Source organism: Phenylobacterium sp. J426, assembly GCF_024699945.1.
Taxonomy (GTDB): domain Bacteria; phylum Pseudomonadota; class Alphaproteobacteria; order Caulobacterales; family Caulobacteraceae; genus Phenylobacterium.
The window spans coordinates 2,703,152-2,730,000 of sequence record NZ_JAJOMY010000001.1; the positions used below are offsets into that span (position 1 = coordinate 2,703,152).

Here is a 26,849-nt window from a genome sequence, read left to right on the forward strand (position 1 = left end):
TCCAGAGGAAATGCAGGTTGCCGCCTGCGATCGATATACATACGCTGTAAATCCAAACGAACGTTCGAGGTTTGAGCCATGGCCCTGCCGCCCGTCCTGCGTGACCGTCTCCGCCTGCCGGTGATCGGCAGCCCGCTGTTCATCATCTCGGGGCCGGATCTCGTGATCGCCCAGTGCAAGGCGGGCATCGTCGGCTCCTTTCCGGCGCTGAACGCCCGGCCGGCATCGTTGCTGGACGAGTGGCTTCACCGGATCACCGAGGAACTCGCCGCCTGGGATCGCGACAACCCCGACCGGCCGTCGGCGCCGTTCGCCGTGAATCATATCGTCCACAAGACCAACGACCGGCTCGAGCACGACCTCGAGATGTCGACCAAGTGGAAGGCGCCGGTCGTCATCACGTCGCTGGGTGCGCGGGAGGATGTGAACGCCGCGGTGCACTCCTACGGCGGCGTCGTGCTGCACGACGTGATCAACGACCGCTTCGCCCGCAAAGCGGTTGAGAAGGGCGCCGACGGCCTCATCACGGTCGCGGCCGGCGCGGGCGGCCACGCGGGCAAGCTCTCGCCCTTCGCCTTGGTGCAGGAAGTCCGCGAGTGGTTCGACGGCCCGATCGCGCTGTCGGGCTCGATCGCCAACGGCCGCGCCATCCTGGGCGCCCAGGCCATGGGCGCGGATCTGGCCTACATCGGTTCGGCGTTCATCGCGACCCAGGAGGCCAACGCCGAGGCGGAGTACAAGGCGATGATCGTCCAGTCGTCGGCCGACGACATCGTCTATTCGAACCTGTTCACGGGCGTGCACGGCAACTATCTGGCGCCGTCCATCCGCGCCGCAGGAATGGACCCGGACAACCTGCCCGAAAGCGACCCCTCGCGCATGAACTTCGGCTCGGGCGGCAACCAGAAGTCCAAGGCCTGGCGCGATATCTGGGGATGCGGCCAGGGCATCGGGGCGATCAAGGACGTGCCGTCCGCCGCCGACCTCGTGGCCCGGCTGGCCGAAGAGTACGAGGAGGCGAAGGCAGAGCTGGCGGAGAAAACGTCCTTCACGGCCGGCCGCGCGCTGCTCGCCGCCGAGTAGCCTTCAGAAAAACTGGCGAGCGGCGCAGCTTATTCCGTGTGCGCCGATAGGATTTAGAGGCTTTATTCCTCCTCACCCTAAAGGATGGGGGGAATAGATGTCTCGTTTCGCGCTTCGCTCGGCCGCCGGTTCGGCTGCTTTGGCGGCTCTCCTCAGCAGCGTCGCGCCGGCCGCTCTGGCTCAGGCGACGGGAGAGGCGCGCGACGCCGCGGCCGTGGCCGACGCCGGATCGCCCGTCGGCCTAGCGGAGGTGACCGTCACGGCGCGCCGGCGCGAGGAGAACGTCCAGGACGTGCCGATCGCGGTGTCGGTGACCACCGGCGAGCAGCTGGCCGATACCGGCGTCAGCAGCATCCTTCAGCTCACCCAGTTGGTGCCGACCCTGCAGGTGCTGTCGCCGAACCCGCGGAACACCGCGCTGACGATCCGCGGCCTGGGCGCGTCCTACGGCCTGGCCAACGACGGCCTGGAGCAAGGCGTCGGCGTCTACGTCGACCAAGTCTACAATTCGCGTCCGGCTTCGGCCACGCTCGACTTCATCGACATCCAGCAGATCGAGGTGCTGCGCGGCCCGCAGGGCACGCTGTTCGGCAAGAACACCACGGCGGGTGCGCTGAACGTCACGACACGCGATGCGAGCCAGGCGTTCGAGGCTCAATTCGAGGGCACGGTCGGTACTTACGACTATCGGCAGGTCAAGGGCACGGTGTCGGGGCCCATCGTGCAGGACAAGGTGGCGGCTCGGCTGTCGTACGTCGGCACATGGCGTGACGGCACGATATACAATCCCGTCCAGCAGAAGGATCAGAACGCGGTCAACAATCAGGCCTTGCGCGCGCAGATCCTGCTGACGCCGACCCAAGCCCTGACCATCCGCCTGAACGCCGACTACTCCTGGCAGCAGCCCGAGTGCTGCACCCAGCTCTATTACACGGTGGGCACGACCCTGAAGCCGGCCAATCAGCAGTACCCGGCGCTGGCCGCCGGCCGAAACTACCGTCCGCCGAGCACCAATCCCTACGACCGCAAGGCCGTCATCGACGATCTGATCCAGGCCGACCAGTGGCTGAGCGGTCTGTCGGCGATCGTCGACTACGATCTGGGCTTCGCCACCCTGACCGGGGTGGCCGCCCATCGGGAGTGGGACTGGGAGCCGCGCAACGACCGCGACTACACGGCGCTGGACGTCACGCGCCGCTCGAACAACCCCTCGCATCAGAAGCAGGACAGCCTAGAACTGCGCCTGGCCTCCAGCGGGGCGAGCCGCGTGGACTGGACGGTCGGCCTCTACTACTTCGACCAGAACGTCACGACGAACGGCGTCACCGAGTACGGATCGGACGCTTCGTACTGGCTGCTGCCCGCCACCAACACGCCCGCGGCGCTGCTCGAGGGCTACACGGTCTTCAACGACTCCACGATCGACACCACCAGCTATGCGGTGTTCGGCCAGCTCACCTGGAACGTCACCGAGCGGCTGAAGATCACGCCGGGCCTGCGCTACACCGACGAGAAGAAGGACGGCGCGTACGCCCAGCGCGTCACCGGCGGCCTGGCCACCACCGACGCCACCCTCATCAGTCGCCGAAACGGCATCGCCCGGCCGCAGGCCTTCTCGGCGGAGACCGACGACGGCTCGCTGTCGGGACAGATCGCGGTCTCCTACGAGGTCAGCGACACGCTCAACGTCTACGCCAGCTATTCGCGCGGGCATAAGTCGGGCGGCATCAACATGACGGCGCTCCCGCTGACGGCGCAGAACGTACCCGCCCAGGAAGCGGCCGTCATCGACCCGGAGAAGGTCACGACCTACGAGGCCGGGGTGAAGAGCCAGCTGTTCGACCGGCTGCTCACCGCAAACCTGGCGGTCTTCGCGACCGACGTGAAGGACTTCCAGGCCAATGTCGTCGACAGCGGGCCGGGCGCGCTTCGCGGCTATCTCGCCAATGTGGAGAAGGTCACGGTGCGTGGCGCCGAACTCGACCTGGCGACGCGCCGCATCGGGGGCTTCAGCGGCTATTTCAACTTCGCCTACACGGACGCCAAGTACGACGACTTCAAGAACGGTCCGTGCCCGCTGGAGCGGGTCGGCACGTCCACCGCCGCCTGCGACCTGTCGGGCCGGCAGCTTCCGGGCGTGTCGAAATGGGCGGGCGCCTTCGGGGCCGACTACCGCCGGGAGTCGGCGCTGCTGGGCGGCGGCGAGTTCTACCTGGGCGTCGACGCCAGCTTCCGCTCGTCGTACTTCGCCGACGCGACCACCTCGATCTACACGCGCCTGAAGGCGCAGCAGATCGTCAACTTCCGGGCCGGCTTCGAGTCCGAGACCGGATGGGAAGGTTTCGTGTCGCTGAAGAACGCCTTCGACGAGAAGTACATGCAGAACCTGACCGTGGTGTCGGGCAACTCCGGCCTCGTCGTCGGCACGCCCGGCGACGACCGCACGATCAGCTTCACGCTGCGCGGCCGCTACTAGCCGCCAGGCCCGGATCGGCGGCCGGCGCAGGCAAAGCTGCGCCGGCCCCAGAAAATCTTGGGCGCCTTCGAGCAATTCCGACTTAGATGCTGGGAATAAGACTCCTATCAAGGCGTCCGCTATCTTCTCAGGATGTCGGGGGAAGCTGTGCGCCTGCGCGTTCTGACCGAAACTTCGAGGGACCCTCGGACGATGACCGACACGCTTCTCAACCGCCGCCGCCTGCTCTCGGCGGGCGCCGCCGGCACCGCCGCCGCCGGCGCCGCCGCCGCCGGGGCTTCGCCGCTGGTGCTGGCCGAGGCCGCGCACGCACAGTCCAAGGCGCGCGAGCTCACCCTGCTGAACGTCAGCTACGACCCGACCCGGGAGCTCTACAAGGAGATCAACGCGGCGTTCAGGGCTTACTGGAAGGGCCGCACGGGCCAGGCGCTGAACATCAACCAGAGCCATGGCGGCTCGGGCAAGCAGGCGCGGGCGGTGATCGACGGCCTCGACGCCGATGTGGTCACTCTCGCGCTGGCCTACGACATCGACGAGATCGCCGCGCGCGGCAAGCTGCTGCCGCCCAACTGGCAAAGCCGGTTGCCGCACAATTCGGCGCCCTACACCTCCACGATCGTGTTCCTCGTCCGGAAGGGCAATCCCAAGCAGATCCGCGACTGGCCGGATCTCGTGCGGCCGGGCGTCCAGGTGATCACCCCGAACCCGAAGACCTCGGGCGGCGCACGGTGGAACTACCTGGCCGCATACGCCTGGGCGCTGAAGCAGCCGGGCGGCGGCCCGCAGAAGGCGGAGGCCTATCTTCGGGCGCTGTTCCGCAACGTGCCCGTGCTGGACACCGGCGCGCGGGGCGCGACGACCACCTTCGCCGAACGCGGCATTGGCGACGTGCTGATCGCCTGGGAGAACGAGGCCTATCTCTCGCTGGAGGAGTTCGGGCCGAAATTCGACATCGTCTACCCCAGCCTTTCGATCCTGGCCGAGCCGACGGTGGCGCTGATCGATCGCAACGTGGACAGGAAGAAGACCCGCATCCAGGCGGAGGGGTATCTCAACTTCCTCTACAGCCCGCTCGCTCAGAACCTGATCGGCAAGCATCACTTCCGCCCGCGGAACGAGCAGGCGCTGGCGAGGTACCGCGCCAAGTTCCGCAGCCTCCCGCTGGTGACGGTGGACGGCCAGTTCGGGGGTTGGAAGAACGCCCAGGCGACGCACTTCGCCGACGGCGGCGTGTTCGACCGCATCTACAGGCGCTAGGTCGAACATGACGATAGCTACGCTGGCGGAGCCGCCCAGCAAGGTCCGGGGCCGGTGGGTGCAGCCCAGCATCCTGCCGGGCTTCCGCCTGGCGATGGGCTGGACCCTGACCTACCTCGGCCTGCTGGTCGTACTGCCGCTCACGGCCCTCATCCTGCGTCCATGGGAGTTGGGCGCAAGCGGGGTTTGGGAGACGCTCACAGAGCCCCGGGTGCTGTCGGCGCTGCGGCTCAGCTTCGGTGTGGCTGCGCTGGCGGCGCTGGCGAACGTGCCGCTCGGCCTGCTGGTGGCCTGGACCCTGACGCGATACGAATTTCCGGGCCGGCGGGTCATCGACGCCTTCGTCGACCTGCCCTTCGCTCTGCCCACCGCCGTGGCAGGCATCGCCCTGACGGCCATCTACGCGCCGACCGGCCTCCTGGGCGAGCCGCTCGCCCGCCTGGGGATCAAGACCGCCTACAGTCCGCTCGGCATCTTCATCGCACTGGTCTTCATCGGCCTGCCGTTCGTGGTCCGGACGGTGCAGCCGGTGCTGCAGGACCTGGACGTCGAGGTTGAGGAGGCGGCCCAGACTCTCGGCGCCACCAACCTGCAGCGGTTCAGGATGGTGGTGCTCCCCGCGCTGCTGCCGTCGCTGATCTCAGGCTTCAGCCTGGCCTTCGCCAGGGCGGTTGGCGAGTACGGCAGCGTGATCTTCATCGCCGGCAACATGCCGCTCAAGTCCGAGATCGCGCCGCTGCTGATCGTCATCAAGCTGGAACAGTACGACTACGCGGGCGCGGCCGCGGTGGGACTCGCGATGCTGACCATCTCCTTCGGAGCCCTGTTGGCGGTGAACGCCCTGCAGGTCTTTCTGGCGCGGCGAGGGCGCGCATGACCATTCGTCTTCCCGGCCTGGGGCCCGTGTTCCTCGCCCTGACCGTCACCGTTCTCGGCGTGCTGATCGTGCTGCCGCTGGGTGTCGTGTTCCAGCAGGCGCTGTCGCAGGGCCTGGGCGCCTATCTGGAGCCGCTGAAGCAGCCGGACGCGATCGCGGCCATCAGGCTGACCCTGACGGTGGCGGCGATCTCGGTCCCGTTGAACGCCGTCTTCGGGGTGGCGGCAGCGTGGGCCATCGCCAAGTTCGAGTTCAAGGGTAAGAGCCTGCTGGTCACCTTCATCGACCTGCCGTTCTCCATGTCGCCGGTGGTCTCGGGCCTGGTCTGGGTGCTGCTGTTCGGGGCGCAGGGCTGGTTCGGCGAGTTCCTGCTGGAGCACGACATCAAGATCATCTTCGCAACCTCCGGCCTGGTGCTGGCCACCGTGCTGGTCACGTTGCCGTTCGTGGCTCGCGAACTGATCCCTCTGATGCAGGACCAGGGTTCCGATGAGGAGGCCGCCGCCCTGACGCTTGGGGCGGGCGGTTGGACGACCTTCTGGCGCGTGACCCTGCCCAATATCCGCTGGGCGCTGCTGTACGGCGTCCTGCTCTGCAACGCCCGCGCCATGGGCGAGTTCGGCGCGGTCTCGGTGGTTTCGGGCAGCGTGCGGGGTCTCACGACCACTTTGCCGCTGCATGTCGAGGTGCTCTACAATGACTATGAATTCGTCGGCGCCTTCGCGGCGGCCTCAATCCTGGCCGGCCTCGGACTCGTCACCCTGGTCCTCAAGACCTTCCTCGAATGGCGTCATTCCGGTGAACTTTCGGCCCGTCGACGACACTGATCAGAATCTGGCCCTCGACATCCGCGGCGTGTCCAAGGCCTTCGGCCGCTTCCCGGCGTTGAAGAACGTCTCGCTGCAGGCGCGGGACAAGGAGTTCCTCGCGCTGCTGGGGCCGTCCGGCTCAGGCAAGACCACCCTGCTGCGTGTGCTGGCCGGGCTCGAGAAGCCCGATACCGGCGAGGTCCGTTTCGCGGGCGAGGACTTCCTCGCGCTGCCGGTGCGTAAACGCCGGGTCGGCATGGTGTTCCAGCACTATGCGCTCTTTCGGCACATGACCGTGGCGCAGAACATCGCGTTCGGCCTGAGCGTCCGGAAGGGCGCGGACCGGCCCTCCAGGTCCGAGATCGGCGACCGGGTGCGCGATCTCCTGGCGCTCGTCCAGCTGGAGGGGCTCGAGAAGCGCTATCCCTCCCAGCTCTCCGGCGGCCAGCGGCAGCGTGTGGCGCTGGCCCGGGCGCTCGCGATCGAGCCCCGGATGCTGCTGCTGGACGAGCCGTTCGGCGCCCTCGACGCCCAGGTGCGGCGTGAGCTGCGCCGCTGGCTGCGCGAGCTGCATGAGCGGACGGGCGTGACGACGGTGTTCGTCACCCACGACCAGGAGGAGGCGCTCGATCTCGCCGACCGCGTGGCGATCCTGAAGGACGGCCAACTCGTGCAGCTGGGTACGCCGAATGAGGTGTACGAGCATCCGGCCAATCCGTTCGTCTTCGACTTCCTCGGCGCCGCCTGCCGGATGGCGGGGGTCGTGGAGCGCGATCGGCTGCGCATGGCCGATTGGGAAGTCCAGGCGCCCTCGGGCGCGCCTCAGGGACCGGTGGATGTGTTCTTCCGGCCGGACGAGGTGGCGTTCGCTCCCGCCGACGGCGCGGGCCTCGCCGCCGAGGTCAAGGGCATCGCGGCGCGCGGCCCGGACGTGCGCATCGACTGCCTGATCGGCGGGGAGGTCGTCGAACTGCAGGCGCACGGCCCCACGCTGCCCGCCGGGGTCGCCCCCGGCATGGTCGTCCGCGTGAAGCCGCTCAGGCCGCAGATCTACGCGGCCTGAGCCTCACCCTACTGGAAGATCCAGTCGCTCGAGCTCAGCTGCGCGGGCGCCACCTTCTCGATCTGGATGATGTAGTTCGGCCACTGCGGGTTCGGGCCGGCCGCGTCACGGTCGAACAGCACCTTTGTGCCGCCGGCGCCCGTCATCGATCAGCTTCATGTAGCCGGCGCCGAACGGGTCCGTGCCGGTGTAGCCGACGGCGTCGAAGAGACCGCGTAGGTCGATCTTGTCGACGCCGCGTTCGAAGTCTGTGATCCGCGCCGGCGACCAGGGCTCCTTGGCGAAGACGAAGCGGTCGGCGCCCGCGCCGCCGGTGATCACGTCCGAGCCCTGGCTGGCGTTGATGGTGTCGGCGCCGGACGTGCCGGTGAGGGTGGAGCCGGGGCCGGGCGAGTTGATGACCTGGCCGGATCCGCCAGGCGGCGGCTGGGTCGCGCCGTCGTCGTTGGTGATCACGCCGGTGGCGGTGGCCTGGCCTAGGGTCGCGCCGCTGGGGTTGGACAGCGTCAGGGTGAAGGTCTCGTCCGGCTCGACAGTCGTGTCCCCGATGGCCTGCACGACGATGGTCTTCGTCGTCTCGCCGGCGGCGAAGGTGAGCGTGCCCGAGATCGCGCCCGCGAAGTCGGCGGCCGTGGCGGGGTTCGCGCCCGAGCCGGCGACGCTCCAGTTGACGCTCGAGGTTCCGGCGGTCGAGCCGGTCCGGGTGACGGTGTAGCTGAACGCCGTCGTCCCCGAGTTGCCCTCGGCGAGGGTCAGCGAGGTGGTGGTGAGCGTGATCTGCGGGCTTGTCGGCGGGGGCGGTTCGCTGGTCCCGCCGCCCGTGGTCAGCTTGGCCCAGGTGAGGCCGGCGACCGGCACCTTCTCGAGCTGCAGGATGTAGTTGGGCCACTGCTGGCCGCTCGCCGTCCCGTCGCGGTCGAACAGGACCTTCGTGCCGCCGGCCCCATCGTCGAGGAAGGTGATGTAGCGGTCTGCGACCGGATCGGCCCCGGTGTAGCCGGAGGCCTGGAACAGCTTGGAGAAGTCGAGCTTGTCCGAGCCGAGGGCGAAGTCGGTGATCCGCGCCGGCGACCAGGGTTCCTTGGCCCAGGCGAAGACGTCGGCGCCCGCGCCGCCGGTGATCACGTCCGAGCCCTGGCTGGCGTTGATGGTGTCGGCGCCGGACGTGCCGGTGAGGGTGGAGCCGGGGCCGGGCGAGTTGATGACCTGGCCGGATCCGCCAGGCGGCGGCTGGGTCGCGCCGTCGTCGTTGGTGATCACGCCGGTGGCGGTGGCCTGGCCTAGGGTCGCGCCGCTGGGGTTGGACAGCGTCAGGGTGAAGGTCTCGTCCGGCTCGACAGTCGTGTCCCCGATGGCCTGCACGACGATGGTCTTCGTCGTCTCGCCGGCGGCGAAGGTGAGCGTGCCCGAGATCGCGCCCGCGAAGTCGGCGGCCGTGGCGGGGTTCGCGCCCGAGCCGGCGACGCTCCAGTTGACGCTCGAGGTTCCGGCGGTCGAGCCGGTCCGGGTGACGGTGTAGCTGAACGCCGTCGTCCCCGAGTTGCCCTCGGCGAGGGTCAGCGAGGTGGTGGTGAGCGTGATCTGCGGGCTTGTCGGCGGGGGCGGTTCGCTGGTCCCGCCGCCCGTGGTCAGCTTGGCCCAGGTGAGGCCGGCGACCGGCACCTTCTCGAGCTGCAGGATGTAGTTGGGCCACTGCTGGCCGCTCGCCGTCCCGTCGCGGTCGAACAGGACCTTCGTGCCGCCGGCCCCATCGTCGAGGAAGGTGATGTAGCGGTCTGCGACCGGATCGGCCCCGGTGTAGCCGGAGGCCTGGAACAGCTTGGAGAAGTCGAGCTTGTCCGAGCCGAGGGCGAAGTCGGTGATCCGCGCCGGCGACCAGGGCTCCTTGGCCCAGGCGAAGACGTCGGCGCCCGCGCCTCCGGTGATCACGTCCGAACCCTGGCTGGCGTTGATGGTGTCGGCGCCGGACGTGCCGGTGAGGGTGGAGCCGGGGCCGGGCGAGTTGATGACCTGGCCGGAACCGCCAGGCGGCGGCTGGGTCGCGCCGTCGTCGTTGGTGATCACGCCGGTGGCGGTGGCCTGGCCCAGGGTCGCGCCGCTGGGGTTCGACAGCGTGACCGTGAAGGTCTCGTCCGGCTCGACCGTCGTGTCGCCCGCGACGTTCACGGTGATGACCTTGGAGGTCTCCCCGGGCGAGAAGGTCAGCGTGCCGCCGGGACGGGCCCCGCCCGTGAAGTCGGCCGCATCGGCGCCGCTGACCGACCAGGTGACCGTCGAGGTCGACGTCGTCGGGCCGGTGCGGTTGACGGTGAAGCTGAAGGCGGTGGAACCGGAATTGCCCTCGGCCAGCGTCACCGTGCTCGTGGCGAACGACAGCTGGGTCTGGCCCGCCGGCGGCGGCTGGCCGCCGGTGTCGTCGTTGATGATGAAGCCGGTGGCGGTGGCCTGGCCGAGCTTGGCGCCGACGGGGTTCACCAGGGTGACGAGGAACTCCTCGTCGGGCTCCTGGTAGGTGTCGCCCTGGACGTAGATCTGGATATAGGCGGTGGTCTGGTTGATCTCGAAGGTGACGGTGCCGGAGGGCAGGGCGTTGCCGACGAAGTCCAGCGCATCGGCGGGGGCGCCGCCCTGGCCGCGGACCTGCCAGCCCACGGTGACCTTCTCGCTCTGGTCCCAGTCCCGCGTGACGGTGAAGGTGTAGAGCGTGCCGCCGGAGACGCCTTCGGTGTGGCTCACGCCGGCCATCGGGCCGATCGAGACGATCGCGTCCACGCCGCGCGGCGGATTGATCATGTCGTAGAGTTGTTGCTGGCCCGAGGCGTTGGTCGTGATGATCTTGCCTGCGGCGGTGACGCCGGTGACGTCCCCGGCGAGCTGGCGGGCTGGACCGAACCAGCCCTCGCCGTCGTAGGCGAAGGCGTCGTAGCCGCGACCCATGACGCCGCCGCCGGGCGCGTCCCAGCTGGCGACGAAGCCGCCGTTCTTGGTGGCCACGATGTCGATGTCGCCGGTCGATGGCCCGAGCTCGTGCCTGATGAAGGTGTTCTTCGACGGGTCGAAGACCATCACCCACGCCGCCTGGCCTGCGCCGCTGGGCTGCATATAGGCCAGCGCCACCTTGCCGTCCGACAGCCACGTGCCGCCGCCGGTGAACACCCGGCTGTCCCCCGCCATCAGCGGCGTGGCGGTCCCGAGCTTGCCGCCGCTGGCCACGGCGCCGAAGACCGCGCCCGAGTCCTCCCAGATGACGAAGGTCTTCTCCTGCGGGAACGTCGCGGGCTTGGCGTCATGGACAGCGATCTTGGCCGTGCTGACCGCCTGGCCGTTCCCTTCGAAGGCGACAGGGACGTTCGTCTGGCCGCTGGTCGCCCCGCCGCTCGCGCGGAGGGTGGCGGCTGGCGGCTCGGGCTCGCCCCGTTCGATGACCGTCTCGCCGGAGGCCAGGGCGTAGGCCTTCACGTAGTCGATCTTCATTTCGGCGGGGAACATCAGCTCGTTCGGCTCGCCGCCCCAGCCGCCGACCGCCATGTTGACGATCAGCGCCATCGGGTGGGTCCAGTTGGCCGGGGTGGCCGCCTGCATCACCGCCATGCCGTCGTAGTAGAAGGTGACGGTCGTGGGCGTCCAAAGCATGCCGTAGGTGTGGTAGCCGGACGGGTCGATCTTGTAGGCGTTGTCGTACAGGTTCTGGTCGCCGCCCCAGGCGCGGCGGTAATCCACGTGCGGGGTCGCGGCGAGGCCCTCCATGATGTCGGCCTCGGTCTGGGCGACATAGGGCGTCGGCATCATCCAGAAGGCCGGCCAGGCGCCCAGCGCGGTCGGCAGCAGCGCCTTCATCTCGAAGTAGCCGTACTGCTGCTCGAACATGCCCATGGTGTTGAGCATTCCCGACGAGTACTCGCGGCCCCAGGCGGCGTCGCGCTGGTCCTGCTGCAGGCGCTCGGCCTTGATCGTCAGGACGCCGCCGGACACGGTGTGCGGCGTGTAGCCGAGATCCTTCTCGCCCTGACCGTACCAGCCCGCCTTCGTGTAGACCTGCCGCTCGCCGTTTGACGTGAGGGTGTAGGCCCACTCGTCCTTCAGATTGCCGCCGAAGTCTGCCCGCCAGATGCCGGTCTGCAGGGACGGGTCGTAGATCTGGAGGGTGTCGAATTCATCCTCGAAGGTGATCGCGCCCAGTTTGGAGCGATCGAGCGGCAGCAGGAACTGGAAGTCCTGGAAGCTGGCCAGGGTCTCGTCCCGGAAGGTGAGCGTTTCGCCGTTGTTGAAGCGCAGAACGACGTCATTGCCCTGCTGGCTCATGGCGCCGCGGATCTCGGCTGCGGTGTTGAACCCGTAGCCCCAGAGCTGCAGCTGGCTGTTGCCGTTCCAGTTGTAGATGACGTCCGAGCCTTCGCCCGCGCGGACCACGAAGGTGCAGCGTTCCGTGGTCGCGCCGACCAGCACGTCGTCGCCGCCCGCGCCATAGATCCAGTGGGTGGCGTTGTCGACGATGATCAGGTTCCCGAGGTCGTTGCCGACCGCGTAGTTGAAGGCGCCGTTGACGATCAGGTTCTCGACGTTCGGCGCGAGCTTGATCGACGTCCAGCCGATCTGCGTGTCGATGCCGCCCCCGGGCTGCTCCTGCACGCGGTCGTTCGGATGGGTGATCCAGTGGCGGTTGTCGCCTGAGGAGCCGATCAGAAGGTCGCCGCCGCCCTCGCCCGACACCGAGGTGTTGCCGGCTGGCGCGGTGATCGTCTCGTTGCCCGCCGCGGTTCCGGCCACGCGGCCGGTTTCCTTCGCGGACTCGGGCATAGCTTGGCCGCGCGCGTTGTAATACACCATACTCTGAGCTCCGAGATATCGACCGGGCTCAGAAACTCAAAAGTGAAGCCTGAGTTCACTGAAGTTCGTGTGAGCTTCAAATTCTTTGGAAAGCGGGCGCGAAAGACACGTATGGCCAAGCTTCCGCGCCGAAGCTTGGCCATTGGCCACGTATGACTTAGCCGACGTAGATCCAGCCGGGATCCAGGCTGGTGAGCTGGACGCCGACCAGCACCATCTGCCCGCCGCCGGCCATGCTGATCACCACCCCTTCCGCGCCTTGGCTCACCTCGTAGGTCGTGCCTGCCAGCAGGTTCACGCGATCGCCCTCCGCCCGGTTGAAGTCGATGACCCGGTCGAGGCCGGCGTCGCCCCAGGTGTGGAAGATGTCAGCGCCGCCGCCGCCCGAGATCGTGTCGTTTCCTCGGTCTCCGGCGAGCCAGTCGTCGCCCCAGCCGCCGCTGACGCTGTCGTCGCCCTGGCCGCCGCGGACCCAGTCGTTGCCGAGGCCGCCATCGACGGTGTCGTTGCCGAGGTTGCCGAGCACCACGTCGTGCCCGTCCTCGCCATAGAGGAGGTCCTGGCCCTGGCCGCCCACCACCCAGTCGCCGCCGAGACCGCCGTACAGGGTGTCGTTGCCGAGGTTGCCGTGCATGTCGTCGAACCCGTCGTCGCCATACAGGCGGTCGTCGCCGTCCTCGCCGCGGAGATAGTCCTGCCCGGCGGTCCCGGTGAGGGTGTCGTTACCCGCGCCGCCGAAAAGGCGCTGACCGGTCAGGCTGTCGGGCCCGGGCGTTCCGCCGCCGCCGCCGGGGACCACCGAGGCCCCCAGGATCGTGTAGAGTTCGCCGCCCGCGATCACCTGGCCCGAGGCGGTAACGCCCGTGATGTCGCCCGCGAGCTGGCGGACGGGGCCGTACCAGCCGGGGATGTCGCCGCCGTAAGCGTACTCGTCATAGGCCCGGCCCATGACCGTTCCGTTCGGCGCGTCCCAACTCGCGGCGAAGCCGCCTGAAGGCGTCGCTACGAAGCGGAGGTCGCCGGTCGTCGCGCCCAGCTCCTGCTTGACGAAGGTGTTCTTCGCCGGATCGAACACCAGGGCCCACGCGTCGCCGCCGACACGGTAGCCGACCACTACCTTGCCGGTGGTCAGCCACGCTCCAGTCCCGGTGAACTGGCCCGCTGACCCGGCCATCAGCGCCGTCGTCTGGCCGTATCCGGAGCCGTTCCACACGGCGCCGAACACCGCGCCGGCGTCCTCCCAGACGACGAAGGTCTTCTCGGACCCGAGCGCCGCCGGCTTCGAGGCGAACACCGCGACCTTGGCCGAGGTGACCGGCAGGCCGTTGTCGGCGAAGGCGACGGGGGTATTGGCTGCGCCGGTTGAGGAGCCCGCGGATCGCAGGGTTGCGGCGGGCGCCTCGGGCGTCAGGTGGTTCACGATGGTCGAGCCGTCCGCGAGGGCGTAGGCGCGGACGTAGTCGACTTTCAGCTCAGCGGGGAAGGCGCCGAAGTCCGGGTTTCCGCCCCAGCCGCCGACCGCGAGGTTGACGATCAGGCTCATGGGGTCGGTCCAGTTGGCCGGCGTCGCGCCGGTGAGCACCGCCTGACCATCGTAGTAGAAGGTGACGGTCGTAGGGGTCCACAGCATGCCGTAGGTGTGGAAGCCGGACGGATCGCTCTTGTAGCTGTTATCGTAGATCGTGCCGTCGCCGCCGAGCGCCCGGGCGTAGTGGTAGTTCGGCGTTGCGGCGAGGCCCTCCATGATGTCGCCTTCAACCGAGCCGTCGGCCTTTTGCGGGATCATCCAGAAGGCGGGCCAGGATCCGGCGGCGGTGGGCAGCTCGGCGCGGATCTCGAAGTAGCCGTACTTCTGCTCGAACATGCCAAGCGTGTTCAGCATCCCGGAGGTGAAGTCGCGGTTCCAGGTGGCGTAGGCGTCCTCAGGGGAGGTCCGGGCCGCGGTGATGGTGAGCACGCCGCCGGACACTGCGAAGGGATTGACGCCGATGTCCTGCTCGCCGCGGCCCTGGAAGCCGGGCTTCACATAGACCTGCTGCTCACCGTTGGAGACGAGGGTGTAGGCCCACTGGTCCTTCAGGTTGCCGCCGAAGTCGGCGCGCCACTGCCCGGCGCCTGTGGAGGGGATCGAGCAGGCTGAGCCCATTGAACTCATCCTGGAAGGTCATCGCCCCTAGCTTCGAGGTGTCGAGGGGGGAGCAGGAACTGCCGATCCTCGATGCTGGCCAGGGTCTCGTCGCGGATGGTCAGGGTCTCGCCGTTGGCGAACCGCAGGACCACATCGGCGCCCTCCTGACGCATGACGGCGCGGACGTCGGCGGCCGTGTTCAGCCCATAGCCCTGCAGGTGCAGCTGACTGTTGCCGTTCCAGTTGTAGATGACGTCCGAACCCTCGCCGGCCCGCACCATGAAGGTGGTGCGCTGGGTCGCCGCGCCGACCAGCACGTCGTCGCCGCCCGCGCCATAGATCCAGTGGCTGGCGTCATCGACGATTATGAGGTTCCCCAGCTCATTGCCGACGGCGTAGTTGAAGGCGCCGTTGACGACGAGGTTCTCGACGTTGGCCGGCAGCTTGGCCGGCGACCAGGCCGTCAGGGTGTCGGTGCCGCCGCCCGGGTGCTCGATGACCCGGTCGTTCGGGTGGGTGATCCAGAACCGGTTGTCGCCCGACGAGCCGATCAGGGTGTCGCCGCCGCCTTCGCCGGAAACCGAGGTATTGCCCGGGGGCGCGGTAATTGTTTCGCCGCCGGCAGGCGTCCCCGAGACCCGGCCGGACTCCGGCGCGCTCTCCGGCATGAGGACGCCGCGGGCGTTGTAATAGGCCATGTTGTCGAGCTCCGAAAACCGTCGCCAGAACACGCGACGGGCGGTCGGGGTTCACCGCTCAGGCATCGGAAAAGCGCCCGGGTGGCGCCCTCGCCACGACCTGGTCAGTCTGCGGGATCGAAGCTTCGCCGCTGGGCGTTCATGCGGATTCCGGCGGCGCCTCGGGCTCGAACGCGAAGCGATGACCGAAGCGGCTTCTGCTCCAGAGCTCCGGGTTTACAAGCGCTCCACGTCTGGTGCGGCGAGTTGAGCTCAGCGGTCCCGCCGGAAGGTCCGGGCCTCGTTCTCCCGCCGCGCCTGTTCGGTGAGCGCGTCGCGCGCCTGGCGGATGCGGTCGCGGACTGCGGCGATCTGGTCCTTCAGGCCGTCGGCCGCGCGCTGGGCCTCGGCCTGGGCCGAGACCTCGTCGGCGGAGGTCTGATCGTCGGAGGCATGGGGAGCGCGGGGCTCCGGAAGTTCTGAACTGCTCATCGGCTTAGGCGGCCTCGGGATACATCCGAACGTGACGCGCCGCGGCTGAACGGTGGCTGACCGCCACGCTCAGTCGCACGGACCCGTCGGCGGTCCCAACATATGCAAAGTCCGCCGAGCGCCGGTTGAGTAGCGACCGCATGTCGCAGATGCAAGCGGAGCCATGGTTCCTTTTCCCCGGTCGGGCGTTAGGGCCTGCTCGAAGGAGCTTCCAATGCGCGCCGGGTTCGACACGCTGCAACGACGGTTTTCGGTCCATGCGAGAGCCGAGGCGCCCAACCGCGGGCACATCGTGGAGGGGGTCAGTTTCGAGGACGCCGCGCTACATTTCCTGGAGGACGCCCATCCGGAGGCGGATGTCGACGACGAGGTCCAGCTGTTCGTGGAGGATTGCGAGACCGGCGAGCGGCAGTGCTTCCGCATCGACCTCGCGACCGGAGAGACGGCGCCCTGCTGAGGCAGCAGAGCGCCGCGTTATCCTCAGAGAACGCCCAGCATTTCGGCCACCAGCGGGTGGCGGACGATGTCCCGCTCGGCCAGCCGCACCACGGCGATGTTGCCGACCTCCTGCAGCCGGTCGGCGACCGGCCCCAGACCTGATAGTTCCGGCAGCAGGTCCGACTGGTTCGGGTCGCCGGTGACCACCATGGTCGAGTGCCAGCCGAGGCGGGTGAGCAGCATCTTCAGCTGCACGTAGGTGCAGTTCTGGGCTTCGTCGATCACCACGAAGGCGTTGTTCAGGGTGCGCCCGCGCATGAAGCCGACCGGGGCAATCTCGATAGCGCCTTCGGCCATCAGCGCCCGCACGCGCTTCATCGACAGGCGATCCGAGAGGGCGTCGTAGAGCGGCCGCAGGTAGGGCGCGAGCTTGTCCTCGGCGTCGCCGGGCAGGAAGCCGATCGACTCCCCCCGCCTCGACCGCAGGCCGCGACAGTACGATGCGTCCCACCCGGCCGCTTTCGAGCGCCTCCACCGCCTTGGCGATGGCCAGATAGGTCTTGCCGGTCCCGGCGGGGCCCAGGGCCATGACCAGGTTCTTGTTGTCTATCGCCTCGATCAACGCCTGCTGGCCGGGCGACTTGGCCTTGATGGTCTTGAGGTAGCCCTGTTCGCGATCATCGTTGTGGTGGGCGAGGGGAGACCAGCCGCGGTCGAGCGGGAGCCGGCGCACTTTGTCGTCGCTGTCGAACTGACCGGCGTCGAATGCGCCTTCGCGCAGCTGTCGCTTCAGGGCTCGCTTGCTCATCAGGGCCTCCTCAGGGGGCAAGAAAAAAGGGCGTCCCGTGAGTGGGAGCGCCCTTCGGTGCGTGGGTGATGGCGGAAATGGCGGCGACGGCGTGCGCGGTCCTGATGTCCGCGAGGCTCGCGGCTCAGTTCGGATCCGGGCGGTGATCCCCGGAGAACCAACAGACCAGGCGCCATCCAACTCCGTCCAGCGCGAGGCGCGGGACTTGTGCCCCGCGGCGGCTAACGAGAGAGCTTTCGCCCCCTCGAATCGCCCGACTAGAATGAGCCTAACGTCCTTTCCGAGTCGTTAAACAGCCCATTTGTCGCAAGAAATAAGGTGATCCGATGAGTGTCTACAACTTAGGCAATGTGACACCTGAGTTGCCGAACGATGACGAATACTGGATTGCGCCGACCGCCGCGGTGATGGGCAATGTGATTCTCAAGAAGAACGCGTCCGTCTGGTGGGGCGCAACCCTGCGTGGCGACAACGATCCCATCATCATCGGCGAGAACTCGAACGTGCAGGATGGCAGCGTCCTGCACACCGACACGGGCTCGCCGCTCACCTTGGGCGCTAACGTCACGGTCGGCCACCTGGTGATGCTTCACGGCTGCAGCATCGGCGACAACACCCTGGTGGGCATCGGCTCGATCATCCTGAACGGGGCGAAGATCGGGAAGAATTGCCTGATCGGCGCCAACTGCCTGATCACCGAGGGCAAGGAGATCCCCGACAACTCGCTGGTCATGGGCGCGCCGGGCAAGGTGGTGCGCGAGGTCAGCGAGCAGCAGGCGTTGGTCATGGCCGCCGGCGCCCACCACTACGTCGAGAACTGGAAGCGTTATCGTCGTGAGCTGACGGAGGTCCGGTGAACAGGTTCGGAAGATCGTTCGTCTCGCTGGAGGGCGTCGCACCCCGCAGCGAGTGGTGGCGCGTCGCGACGGCAATCGGCGCACTGTATCTGGTCGTCGGCGTCATCGGCGCGTGGACCGGATGGACCTGGACGCTGTTGGCCGCGATGGCGGATCAGCCGCTGGTGGCCGGTCTCTTCAACTTGGTCTGGTGGCTGCCGGCGATCCCGGTCTCGATACGTCGCCTGCGCGATCGTCGGCTCCAGCCGTGGTGGCTGGCCGCGCCAGTGGTCTGGACGTTCCTCGCGCCGGGCCTGGTCACCGCCGCGGACGCCGCAGGAGCGCTTATGGTCGGCAACGTGCTTCAGATCCTGGGGTTGATCCTTTCCATCGTCATCTTCGTGCAGCTGGCCGTGCTGCCATCGAAGGCGACGCCGTCTCCCCCGCCCGAACCCGCCGCTTGACGGACGCTGCGGCGCCCGCGTCGGATCGCACCCCCATAGATATATAGAGAGAGGGAGGCGGCCCGATGGCCTACGAGTTCATCAAGGTGGAGCGGGAAGGGCCGATCACCACCTTCATCCTCAACCGGCCGGACGTGATGAACGCGCTGCACTCGCCGGCTCACTTCGAGCTGCACGAGGCCTTCGACGCCTTCGCCGCCGATCCGGACCAGTGGGTGGGCATCGTCACCGGCGCGGGCGACCGCGCCTTCTCCGCCGGCAACGACCTGAAGCACCAGGCCACGGGCGGCGAGATGAAGAGCCCGCCGTCGGGCTTTGCCGGCCTGACCTCGCGGTTCGACCTCAACAAGCCGCTGATCGCGGCGGTGAACGGCGTGGCCATGGGCGGCGGGTTCGAGATCGCGCTCGCCTGCGACATCATCATCGCCTCTGAGAACGCGACCTTCGCCCTACCGGAGCCGCGCGTGGGACTGGCGGCGCTCGCCGGCGGCCTGCACCGGCTGCCGCGTGCCATCGGCGTCAAGCGCGCCATGGCCATGATCCTGACCGCGCGCCGGGTGTCGCCGCAGGAAGGCAAGGACCTGGGTTTCGTCGCCGAGGTGACCGCGCCGCAGGACCTGATGCGCACGGCGCGCGACTGGGCCAAGCAGATCTGCGAGCTCTCGCCGATGTCGGTCCGCGCGTCGAAGGAGGCAGTCTATCGTGGCCTGGACGAGCCCAGCCTCGAGGCGGCCATTCGAGGCCAGAACAAGTATCCGGCGATCGGCGCCTTGTTCACGTCCGAGGACTTCAAGGAAGGGCCGCTGGCCTTCGCCCAGAAGCGGCCGCCGCAGTGGAAGGGCCGCTGACAGCACGCTGACGAACCCTTGTTCCCCGGCGGCAATCCGGTCACATTCCGCCGCGACGACGGGGGGTTGCGTATGGTGGATGTCGACGCTGCGGGCGTGGTGGCCGGGGCGGTGCACGGCGGCGGTCTGGGGTCGTCCGTCGAGCGGCCGGCCGGCAAGGCCGGGGAGGTCCAGCATGTCTGCTCCGACTGCGGCGCCGAGGTCCATGGGCGCTTCTGTTCCAACTGCGGTCAGGCGGCGCACCTGCACCGCACGCTCGCGCACCTCGGCGAAGAGGTGCTGCACGGCGTCATGCATTTCGACAGCCGGTTCTGGCGCACGGTGCCGCTGCTGGCGTTCCGACCAGGGCGGCTGACGCGGGAGTGGGTGCACGGCCGGCGCACGCGTTACGTCTCGCCGCTGGCCATGTTCCTGTTCACGATGTTCGTGCTGTTCATGGGGCTGAGCTACTTCCCCGTCGACGGCGCGAACAACGTCGTCGGCCAGCAGGCGCTGGCGACGGCGGACCTGGCGCGGAAGAACACCGAACTGGCCAATGCCGAAGTGGCGCTGGGGAACGCCGCGCCCGAAGCGAAAGCGGCGGCCCAGGCGCGGGTGGACGCGGCGCGGGCTGCGGCGGAAAAGGCGGGTGAGGAGATCGGCAACGTCACCAGTCCCAACCGGGTGAAGACCAACATCCGCACCGTCATCGGCGAGGACGCCGGGGAGGCGGTCAACACCGGCAACAAGAAGCTGGACGAGAAGATCCGGCACAAGCTCGAGAACCCGGAGCTGGCGCTCTACAAGCTGCAGCAGGCGTTCTACAAATTCTCGTTCCTGCTGATCCCCATCTCGATCCCCTTCGTGGCCTCGCTGTTCATGTGGAAGCGGGGCTTCACGCTCTACGACCACGGGGTGTTCGTTCTCTACTCGCTGACCTTCATCTCGTGGCTCGTGATGGCGCTCGCCATCGGGACGCGGATCGGCGGGATATTCTCGGCCCTCTTGTGGATGACGCTGCCCTTCGCGATCCCGGCGCACATGTATTACCAGCTGAAGGGCGCCTACGGCCTGCGCACCTTCTCCGCGCTCTGGCGGACGTGGTTCCTGCTTTGGTTCTGCACCTTCGCGCTGCTGTTGTTCGTCATGGCCGTCACGCTGCTTTCCGCCTGACTGACGCTGACGCAGGGGTGGCCTTGCGCGAACGTGACGCCTGCGTCACCTTTGCCCCCAGAACAAGGTGAACGAGGAAACGGCCGGTGGAACGCTACGACTACATCATCATCGGCGCCGGCTCCGCCGGCTGCGTGCTCGCCAACCGGCTGACCGAAGATCCTTCCAGGCGGGTGCTGTTGTTGGAGGCGGGAGGCAAGGACGGCTCCCTGCTGGTGCGCATGCCCGCCGGCGTCGGCAACCTGATCGGCAAGCAGGGCCCCTACAACTGGGGTTTCTGGACCGAGCCGGAGCCGCACCTCGACAACCGTCGCCTGTGGTGGCCGCGGGGCAAGGGCTGGGGCGGCTCGTCGTCGATCAACGGCATGATCTACATCCGCGGCCACGCGCGAGATTATGACCAGTGGCGGCAGATGGGCCTCGGCGGGTGGGGCTATGCCGATGTGCTGCCGTACTTCAAGCGCTCCGAGACGTTTGAGGGCGGCGCCGACTCCTGGCACGGCGGCGAGGGGCCGCTGCACGTTTCCAAGGCCAGTTCCCCGAACCCGATCTACCGCGCCGCCATCGAGGCCGGCGCCCAGGCCGGACATCCGGTGACCAGCGATTTCAACGGCTATCAGCAGGAGGGCTGGGGCCCCTACCAGATGACCATCCGCGACGGGCAGCGCTGGAGCGCGGCGCGTGGCTATCTGCATCCGGTGCTGAAGCGCCCGAACCTGACCTGCCTGACGGGGGCCCGCACGACCCGCGTGCTGCTGGAGAAGGGCCGCGCCGTCGGCGTCGAGGTGGTGGAAGGCAAGAAGCCGGCGCGGGCGATCTATGCCGACGCCGAGGTGATCGTCGCCGCCGGCGCCCGTGCAGTCGCCGCACATCCTGCAACTCTCCGGCATCGGCGATCCCGAGGAGCTCGGCGCGCACGGGGTCAAGGTGAACCACGCGCTGAAGGGTGTGGGCGCCAATCTGCAGGACCATCTGGACGCCTGCCTGTCCTGGGAGTGCCCGCAGCCGATCACGGTCTATTCGATGCGCAAGGGCGTGAAGCAGCTCTTCGTCGGGCTCGACTATCTGCTGCGAGGACAGGGGATCGGCCGCCAGAACTTCCTGGAAAGCGGCGCCTTCCTGCGCTCAAGGCCCGACCTCGACCGGCCCGACCTGCAGGTCCACACCGTGCTGGCGATCATGCAGGACCACGGAAAGGTGCAGGTGGAGAAGGACGGCTTCACCTTCCACGTCTGCCAGCTGCGGCCCGAGAGCCGCGGGAAGGTGGGGCTGAAGAGCGCCGACCCGATGGCTGATCCGGCGATCTTCGCCAACTATCTCTCGGCCGAGGAAGATCGCCGCGCCATGCGCGAGGGGGTCAAGATGATGCGTGACGTCGCCGCCCAGAATGCGCTCGATCCGTATCGCGGGGCGGAGTACGCGCCGGGGAGGGATGTGCAGACCGACGCCGAAATCGACGCCTGGATCCGGCGCACGGCGGAGACGATCTATCACCCCGTGGGCACCTGCCGGATGGGCGCGGCGGGCGACGCCATGGCGGTGGTCGATGGCGACTGCCGCGTCCAGGGTCTGGAGGGGCTGCGGGTGGTCGACGCCTCGGTGATGCCGACCCTGGTGGGCGGCAACACCAACGCCCCGACGATCATGGTCGCCGAGAAAATCTCCGATGCGATCCGCGGCCGGGCGTTTCTGCCTGCCGAGGACGCGCCGGTGTATGGCGATGAGAAGGCCGCCGCCTAGGGCCGCTCCAGCCGCATCACCAGGCAGTCGTCCTCGCCGAACCGGCGGGGACCGACCGCCGTGAATCCCATCCGTTCGTAGAAGCGGATCGCGCCGGCGTTGTCGGCCAGCGGGTCGATGACGATCGCCGTCACGTCCGGCGCCGCGAAACAGCGCCCTATGGCCTGGCGCATCATCTCGGCGCCGTATCCGCGACCCAGTGCGTCCGGCTCGCCGATCCAGATGTCGATGGCCCGCAGGCCTGGCGGACAGTCCTCACCCCAGTAGCGGCTGTCCTCGCGCGCCGGATCGATGATCTGGACAAAGCCGACGGGCCTTCCGTCGACCTCGGCGATCAACTGTTCACGCCAGTCGGGATCCCGCGCCAGCTCCGCCTCCCAGCCCCAGTCGTCGTTGGGATCCGAAGCGACCACGTGGGGCTGCTCGTCCCACCGGCGCAACAGCTCGAGATCGGCCGCCACGGCTGCTCGGAGGACGACCGTCACTTCGCCGCCTCGGGCTTGACCACCAGCCTGAAGGCCGTTTCGTCCTTGAGCCAGGTCTGGGCCGCGCGGCGGACATCCGCGGCGGTGACCTTCTGCACGCCGGGGACGGCCTGGCGGATCACGTCCAGGCGACGCGGGTCGAACTGGGCGCCGGAGAGTTCGCCCAGCCAGTACTGGTTGGTCAGGCGCGCTTTCTGGAGCCGTTCGATGCGGGGCGACTTGGCCCGCTGCATCTCGTCGGCGGTCGGCTCCTTCGCCTTCAGGTCGGCGACGATCCTGGCGACATCGGCGAAGAAGCCGCCGAGCTTCTCGGGCGGCACCTCGACGCTGGCGGCGACATAGCCCCAGCGCGGCCAGACGAGGCTGTGGTTGACGCCGACGCTGGGCGAGTAGGTGGCGCCCTGCGCCTCCCGCAGTTCGTCCAGCAGGCGGAGGCTCAGCACCTCGCTCATCACCGCGGTTTCACGCGCTCGTTGCGGCTCCGCGAAGTAGTCGGTCGTCGGCCAGGCGATGTAGCCGATCGACTGATCGGTTCGGCCCTTGTGGGTGCGCAGGACCAGTGGGCCGCCCTTGGGAAAGCTGACGGCCTTGGCGGTCTCCGGGATCGGTGCGGGGTCGGGGCGCGTCGGCAGGGCGCCGAACGTCCCGGCCGTGGCGGCGAGGGCGTCGTCGACCGTGACGTCGCCCACGATCACCACCTCGATCCGTCCGTCGGCGATATGGGGGGCGACCTGTTCCGTCAGGTCCGACAGGCGGGCGGCCTCGATCTCCTCCCGGCTCGGGAAGGTCCAGCGGCGGTCGCCGCTGCGCAGCAGGCCGCTGAGGTCGCGGTTGAGGACGCCCGAGCCGGTGGACTCGAACTGGTCGTGGGCCGTCTTGCTGGCCGTCTTCAGCCGCAGGAACGCCTCCTCGCGGAAACCGGGCTCCGACACATAGGCCGCCAGCACCTGCATCTCCGTCGTCAGGTCCTCGGGCCGGGTCGACCCGCTGAAGACGAACGCGTCGTCGCCGATGCCGAAGCGCGCGCCGATCACCTTGTCGGCCAGCACCCGCTCCATGTCGTCCGTCTCGATCTTCTTCAGCCCGCCCTCGATGTAGGCGCTGCCAGCCCAGGCCGGACTCTGCCGGGTCGGCGACAGGTCGAGCAGACCGTCGCCGACATTGACGCGGATCAGCACCTCATCGTCCCGGAACGTGGTCGGCTTCACGGTCAGGCGGACGCCGTTGGCGAAGCGCACGAAAGTCACGCCGAGATCGGTCGCTTCCCGTCGCTCCGCCACCTGGCCGGGCGGCCCGAAGGACTGATAGGGCCAGGCGACGGCGCCAGCTTCGGACGGCGGCTCCACCGGCGTTTTCTGCGAGGCCTGGAACGCGCGCATCAGGGCCGCATCGCCTCCGTCGACGGGGCGGGGGCTCGCCATGAACACGAGCGGACCTCCGCCACCCTGGTAGGCGGCCTTCAGCGCCGCGGAGGCCTGTTCCGCCGTGAGGCCTCTCACGGTCTCCTCGAAGAGGGCGAGATCGTCGGCCGGGGCGGTCACCACCTGGTGGTCTGCGAGGGAGGCGACGATCTCGTTCGCCAGCTCCGCCTGGCGCCGGGTGTTGGCGCCGGCGACGGCCGTGCGCAGCAGCGTGCGCATTTCGGTGACCTCCCGGTCGAGCTCGTCCTGCCGGATCCCGTAGGTGATCGCCCGCCGGTGCTCCTGCTCGGCGGCCGCCAGGGCCTCGGCCCATCGGGTCGGTTCGGCGCCCACGCCGATGACCGCCAGGTCCGCCTCGTCCTCCTGCTGATACGTATAGGCGCTGGCGCCGATGAAGGGCGGGTTCGCCCCACGGGCGAGCCGCGAGTACCGGCGGTTCAGGACGGCAAGCGCCAGCGCCTCGACGAGGTCGCGCTTGCGCTTCGCCACCGAGTCCGGGGTGAGATCGGGCTTGGCCACCCAGGCGATCTGCAGCGACAGGGGCGCCCCGGGCTCGACGACCAGCTTCGCCTCGGGGCCGCGCGGGGCGACCTTGCCCTGCACGGGATCCGCGCCGGCGGGGCCCACGCCCTTCCAATCCGAGAAGCGGGCGCGGATCTTCGCCTCCATCGCGTCAACGTCGAAGTCGCCGACCGCGACGAACACCGCGCGCTCAGGGCGGTAGTAGCGATGATAGAAGTCGGCGACCTGGGCCGCCGGGGCGTTGCGCAGGACCTCCACCTTGCCGATCGGCAGTCGCTGGGGAAGCAACTGGCCTTTGAGCAGGAAGGCGAACCGCTCCTTCAGGATCCGATATCCGGGCGTGTCGCGGGCGCGCTCCTCGGACAGCACGACGCCGCGCTCACGGTCGACGGCCGCCTGTTCGATCAGGAGGTTGGAGGCTGATTCCCGCATCAGCATGAGCGAGGTGTCGACCGTCTCGGCGTCGGTCCTCGGCAGCTCCAGCATGTAGATGGTCTCGCCGAACCCGGTGGAGGCGTTGGTGTCCGGCCCGAACGCGAGACCCAGGCGCTCCAGCATCTTGGTCATCTCTCCTTCCTTGACGTTCTTCGACCCGTTGAAGGCCATGTGCTCGAGGAAGTGGGCGAGGCCCTGCTGGGCGTCGGTTTCCATCATGGCGCCGGCGTCGATGCGCAGGCGCAGCGAGGCCTGGCCGGGCGGGATGGATTGCTTGCGGATGGCGTAGCGCATGCCGTTCGGCAGCACGCCGAAGCGGATCGCCGGGTCGGCCTTGAGATCGGAACTCGCTTGCGGCCAGGCGGGCGCTGCAGATGCGGCGAGGGTGGGCTGAACGGTCAGCAGCAGCGCAGCGCCGAGCGCGAGGGCCGCGCGCAGAAGGCGGTTCATTCGAATTGTCCCGGGAGGTCCATCAAGGCGCCGGCACCATCGCGGACCCGCGCGGCCATCGCAAGGCGCCGGGCGGACGCAGATATGGCGGCGCCTTTAGGAACCATCGCCGCGGCCGCACGATCTGGAGTTGCGCGTACGGGAGACTTCGCCATGTCCATCGATCTCGACCAGGACAACGCCACGGACCTCCGCCCGCTGGCGGTCGTGACCGGCGGCTCGAAGGGCATCGGGTTCGAACTGGCGCGGCAGTTCGCCGAGCATGGCTACGACCTGGTGATCTGCGCCGAGGATGCGGGCGTGCTGGGCGAGGCGGCTCAGGCCCTCACCGGGCTTGGCCCCGATGGCGTATCGACGGTGCGGACCGTCGCGGCGGATCTCGCCACCTACGACGGCGTCGAGCAGCTCTACGCCGAACTGCAGGCGCTGGGCCGGCCCGTCGACGTCCTGGCGGCCAACGCGGGTGTCGGCGTCGGCGGGGATTTCGCCCGCGAGACGGACCTCGACGCCGAACTGCGGATGATCGAGTTGAACGTGTCCGGGCAGGTGCACCTGATCAAGCGGGTGCTGCGCCAGATGGTGGAACGCGACCGGGGCCAGGTGCTCGTCACTTCGTCCATCGCCGGGGTCCTGCCGGGGCCGCGCGAAGCCGTCTATGCGGCGACCAAGGCCTTCCTGCGATCGTTCGGCCACGCCTTGCGCAACGAATTGTCGGACACCGGCGTGGGCGTCACCGTCCTGATGCCCGGCCCGACCGAGACCGAGTTCTTCGAGCGCGCCGACCTGCAGGACACCCGCGCCGGCCAGATGGAGAAGGACGATCCGGCGATGGTCGCCAAGGCCGCCTTCCAGGCCCTGGCGCATGACCGCGCCCAGGTGGTGGCCGGCCTCAAGAACAAGGTGCAGGTCGGCATGGCCGCGGCCATGCCCGATACGGCGAAGACGGCGTTCCACGGCCAACTCACCAAACCTGGCAAGGACTAGCGGGCACAACGCCGCTCGCGCGCGGGCCCAAGACCGCCTACATGGGGCCCGATGCACGTCGCCCGTTTCGAAGCGCCGGCGGACGGAGGTCCGCACCTGCCGCCGCACCGCCAGCAGCCGGGTTCCCGCCGTGCGCCGGAGCCGATCTTCAACGCGCCCTGGATCGCCTTGCTGCTGACGGCGGTGATCGTCGGCGGCTATGCCATCCAGAGCCGGTTCCCGCTTCCGGCCGTGGCGATGGACTACGCCTTCTCGCCGGCGCTGCTGGAAGAGGGGCAGTGGGAGCGGGTGTTCACGGCGCTCTTCCTGCACGGGAACTGGCCGCATGCGCTGATGAACGCCGGGTTCTGCCTGGCGTTCGGCACGCCGGTCGCGCGCTACTTTGGAGAGCGCCTCTCCGGCGCCGCGCTCTTCATGATCTTCTATCTGGCGTGCGGCGCGCTCTCGACGCTCGGTTACGTCGCGCTCCATGCGGGCGAGCAGAGCGCGCTTCTCGGGGCGTCCGGCGCGGTGTCCGGCCTGATGGGCGGCGCGGCGCGCCTGATGGCGGGCCATGGGCGGCCCGGGCCGATCCTCT

20 protein-coding genes and 2 pseudogenes (1 of these 22 cut by a window edge) are annotated in these 26,849 nt (G+C 68.6%); 14 read left to right on the plus strand and 8 right to left on the minus strand.

The genetic code is table 11. From position 1 onward, the window contains the following. The first annotated feature begins 78 nt into the window (after positions 1–78). From LRS10_RS14250 to LRS10_RS14275, 6 genes are all read left to right on the plus strand, one after another. Positions 79–1,083 (plus strand): nitronate monooxygenase family protein, encoded by a 1,005-nt coding sequence (locus LRS10_RS14250; protein WP_257837852.1) that lies wholly within the window; start codon positions 79–81, stop codon positions 1,081–1,083. A gap of 97 nt (positions 1,084–1,180) precedes the next feature. Next, the gene (locus tag LRS10_RS14255; RefSeq protein WP_257837853.1) at positions 1,181–3,559 is read left to right on the plus strand and encodes a TonB-dependent receptor; all 2,379 of its coding nucleotides are present in this window, start codon (positions 1,181–1,183) and stop codon (positions 3,557–3,559) included. A 192-nt stretch (positions 3,560–3,751) separates the two neighbouring features. Continuing rightward, positions 3,752–4,816, plus strand: a complete 1,065-nt coding sequence (locus LRS10_RS14260; protein WP_257837854.1) for a sulfate ABC transporter substrate-binding protein — start codon at positions 3,752–3,754, stop codon at positions 4,814–4,816. Positions 4,817–4,823: 7 nt separating this feature from the next. Continuing rightward, positions 4,824–5,693: a sulfate ABC transporter permease subunit CysT gene (gene cysT / locus LRS10_RS14265; RefSeq protein WP_257837855.1), complete on the plus strand. Its 870-nt coding sequence runs from the start codon at positions 4,824–4,826 to the stop codon at positions 5,691–5,693. Then, entirely contained in the window at positions 5,690–6,520 is an 831-nt protein-coding gene (cysW, locus tag LRS10_RS14270) for a sulfate ABC transporter permease subunit CysW (RefSeq protein ID WP_257837856.1), read from the plus strand. The genes cysT and cysW overlap by 4 nt, the downstream gene beginning before the upstream one ends. Beyond that, on the plus strand, positions 6,492–7,565 hold the full coding sequence (locus LRS10_RS14275; protein ID WP_374570012.1) for a sulfate/molybdate ABC transporter ATP-binding protein: 1,074 nt from the start codon (positions 6,492–6,494) through the stop codon (positions 7,563–7,565). Before cysW ends, LRS10_RS14275 begins: the two co-directional genes overlap by 29 nt. Positions 7,566–7,573: 8 nt before the next feature. On the opposite strand, the gene LRS10_RS14280 is transcribed toward LRS10_RS14275, so the two are convergent. The 5 genes from LRS10_RS14280 to LRS10_RS14300 all read right to left on the minus strand — a co-directional run bounded on the left by LRS10_RS14280 (position 7,574) and on the right by LRS10_RS14300 (position 15,689). Beyond that, positions 7,574–7,711: a hypothetical protein gene (locus LRS10_RS14280; RefSeq protein ID WP_257837857.1), complete on the minus strand. Its 138-nt coding sequence runs from the start codon at positions 7,709–7,711 to the stop codon at positions 7,574–7,576. Beyond that, positions 7,671–12,392, minus strand: a complete 4,722-nt coding sequence (locus tag LRS10_RS14285; protein WP_257837858.1) for a Calx-beta domain-containing protein — start codon at positions 12,390–12,392, stop codon at positions 7,671–7,673. Before LRS10_RS14285 ends, LRS10_RS14280 begins: the two co-directional genes overlap by 41 nt. Before the next feature lie 157 nt (positions 12,393–12,549). Then, on the minus strand, positions 12,550–14,538 hold the full coding sequence (locus LRS10_RS14290) for a family 16 glycosylhydrolase (protein WP_257837859.1): 1,989 nt from the start codon (positions 14,536–14,538) through the stop codon (positions 12,550–12,552). A gap of 5 nt (positions 14,539–14,543) precedes the next feature. Next, complete coding sequence (locus tag LRS10_RS14295) at positions 14,544–15,218, minus strand: hypothetical protein (protein ID WP_257837860.1); 675 nt, start codon at positions 15,216–15,218, stop codon at positions 14,544–14,546. 252 nt (positions 15,219–15,470) lie between these two features. Beyond that, positions 15,471–15,689, minus strand: a complete 219-nt coding sequence (locus LRS10_RS14300) for a hypothetical protein (protein WP_257837861.1) — start codon at positions 15,687–15,689, stop codon at positions 15,471–15,473. Positions 15,690–15,903: 214 nt separating this feature from the next. Here LRS10_RS14300 and LRS10_RS14305 point away from each other — a divergent pair, with 214 nt between their 5' ends. Further along, complete coding sequence (locus LRS10_RS14305) at positions 15,904–16,146, plus strand: DUF5961 family protein (RefSeq protein WP_257837862.1); 243 nt, start codon at positions 15,904–15,906, stop codon at positions 16,144–16,146. A 23-nt stretch (positions 16,147–16,169) separates the two neighbouring features. On the opposite strand, the pseudogene LRS10_RS14310 reads toward LRS10_RS14305, so the two are convergent. Further along, positions 16,170–16,935 (minus strand): annotated as a pseudogene (locus LRS10_RS14310) (PhoH family protein). Positions 16,936–17,261: 326 nt separating this feature from the next. Here LRS10_RS14310 and LRS10_RS14315 point away from each other — a divergent pair. The 5 genes and pseudogenes from LRS10_RS14315 to LRS10_RS14335 all read left to right on the plus strand — a co-directional run bounded on the left by LRS10_RS14315 (position 17,262) and on the right by LRS10_RS14335 (position 21,975). Then, positions 17,262–17,792 carry a gamma carbonic anhydrase family protein gene (locus LRS10_RS14315; RefSeq protein WP_257837863.1) on the plus strand — a complete coding sequence of 177 codons (531 nt, stop codon included), beginning with the start codon at positions 17,262–17,264 and terminating at the stop codon, positions 17,790–17,792. After that, positions 17,789–18,235 carry a DUF805 domain-containing protein gene (locus LRS10_RS14320; protein WP_257837864.1) on the plus strand — a complete coding sequence of 149 codons (447 nt, stop codon included), beginning with the start codon at positions 17,789–17,791 and terminating at the stop codon, positions 18,233–18,235. Before LRS10_RS14315 ends, LRS10_RS14320 begins: the two co-directional genes overlap by 4 nt. Positions 18,236–18,300: 65 nt before the next feature. Continuing rightward, entirely contained in the window at positions 18,301–19,083 is a 783-nt protein-coding gene (locus LRS10_RS14325) for an enoyl-CoA hydratase-related protein (RefSeq protein ID WP_257837865.1), read from the plus strand. 72 nt (positions 19,084–19,155) lie between these two features. Beyond that, a complete protein-coding gene (locus LRS10_RS14330) occupies positions 19,156–20,235 on the plus strand; it encodes a DUF3667 domain-containing protein (protein WP_257837866.1) in 1,080 nt (359 codons plus the stop codon). 86 nt (positions 20,236–20,321) lie between these two features. Next, positions 20,322–21,975 (plus strand): annotated as a pseudogene (locus LRS10_RS14335) (choline dehydrogenase). On the opposite strand, the gene LRS10_RS14340 reads toward LRS10_RS14335, so the two are convergent. Continuing rightward, positions 21,972–22,460, minus strand: a complete 489-nt coding sequence (locus LRS10_RS14340) for a GNAT family N-acetyltransferase (protein ID WP_257837867.1) — start codon at positions 22,458–22,460, stop codon at positions 21,972–21,974. The pseudogene LRS10_RS14335 and the gene LRS10_RS14340 sit on opposite strands and share 4 nt — an antisense overlap. Continuing rightward, the gene (locus tag LRS10_RS14345) at positions 22,457–25,288 is read right to left on the minus strand and encodes a pitrilysin family protein (RefSeq protein ID WP_257837868.1); all 2,832 of its coding nucleotides are present in this window, start codon (positions 25,286–25,288) and stop codon (positions 22,457–22,459) included. Before LRS10_RS14345 ends, LRS10_RS14340 begins: the two co-directional genes overlap by 4 nt. 153 nt (positions 25,289–25,441) lie before the next feature. Here LRS10_RS14345 and LRS10_RS14350 point away from each other — a divergent pair, with 153 nt between their 5' ends. Both LRS10_RS14350 and LRS10_RS14355 read left to right on the plus strand, forming a co-directional pair. Further along, positions 25,442–26,272 carry an SDR family oxidoreductase gene (locus LRS10_RS14350; protein WP_257837869.1) on the plus strand — a complete coding sequence of 277 codons (831 nt, stop codon included), beginning with the start codon at positions 25,442–25,444 and terminating at the stop codon, positions 26,270–26,272. Positions 26,273–26,323: 51 nt separating this feature from the next. Continuing rightward, positions 26,324–26,849, plus strand: the 5' portion of a protein-coding gene (locus tag LRS10_RS14355) for a rhomboid family intramembrane serine protease (protein WP_257837870.1). Its footprint extends 194 nt past the window's final position; only the first 526 of its 720 coding nucleotides appear in the window; the start codon lies at positions 26,324–26,326; its stop codon lies off the right edge, out of view.

Bases quoted from the DNA above. Each gene is read 5' to 3' on its own strand.
- LRS10_RS14250 (WP_257837852.1), top strand. From the start codon at position 79: ATGGCCCTGCCGCCCGTCCTGCGTGACCGTCTCCGCCTGCCGGTGATC.
- LRS10_RS14255 (WP_257837853.1), top strand. From the start codon at position 1,181: ATGTCTCGTTTCGCGCTTCGCTCGGCCGCCGGTTCGGCTGCTTTGGCG.
- LRS10_RS14260 (WP_257837854.1), top strand. From the start codon at position 3,752: ATGACCGACACGCTTCTCAACCGCCGCCGCCTGCTCTCGGCGGGCGCC.
- cysT (WP_257837855.1), top strand. From the start codon at position 4,824: ATGACGATAGCTACGCTGGCGGAGCCGCCCAGCAAGGTCCGGGGCCGG.
- cysW (WP_257837856.1), top strand. From the start codon at position 5,690: ATGACCATTCGTCTTCCCGGCCTGGGGCCCGTGTTCCTCGCCCTGACC.
- LRS10_RS14280 (WP_257837857.1), bottom strand. From the start codon at position 7,711: ATGACGGGCGCCGGCGGCACAAAGGTGCTGTTCGACCGTGACGCGGCC.
- LRS10_RS14285 (WP_257837858.1), bottom strand. From the start codon at position 12,392: ATGGTGTATTACAACGCGCGCGGCCAAGCTATGCCCGAGTCCGCGAAG.
- LRS10_RS14290 (WP_257837859.1), bottom strand. From the start codon at position 14,538: ATGGGCTCAGCCTGCTCGATCCCCTCCACAGGCGCCGGGCAGTGGCGC.
- LRS10_RS14295 (WP_257837860.1), bottom strand. From the start codon at position 15,218: ATGGCCTATTACAACGCCCGCGGCGTCCTCATGCCGGAGAGCGCGCCG.
- LRS10_RS14300 (WP_257837861.1), bottom strand. From the start codon at position 15,689: ATGAGCAGTTCAGAACTTCCGGAGCCCCGCGCTCCCCATGCCTCCGAC.
- LRS10_RS14305 (WP_257837862.1), top strand. From the start codon at position 15,904: ATGCGCGCCGGGTTCGACACGCTGCAACGACGGTTTTCGGTCCATGCG.
- LRS10_RS14315 (WP_257837863.1), top strand. From the start codon at position 17,262: ATGAGTGTCTACAACTTAGGCAATGTGACACCTGAGTTGCCGAACGAT.
- LRS10_RS14325 (WP_257837865.1), top strand. From the start codon at position 18,301: ATGGCCTACGAGTTCATCAAGGTGGAGCGGGAAGGGCCGATCACCACC.
- LRS10_RS14330 (WP_257837866.1), top strand. From the start codon at position 19,156: ATGGTGGATGTCGACGCTGCGGGCGTGGTGGCCGGGGCGGTGCACGGC.
- LRS10_RS14345 (WP_257837868.1), bottom strand. From the start codon at position 25,288: ATGAACCGCCTTCTGCGCGCGGCCCTCGCGCTCGGCGCTGCGCTGCTG.
- LRS10_RS14350 (WP_257837869.1), top strand. From the start codon at position 25,442: ATGTCCATCGATCTCGACCAGGACAACGCCACGGACCTCCGCCCGCTG.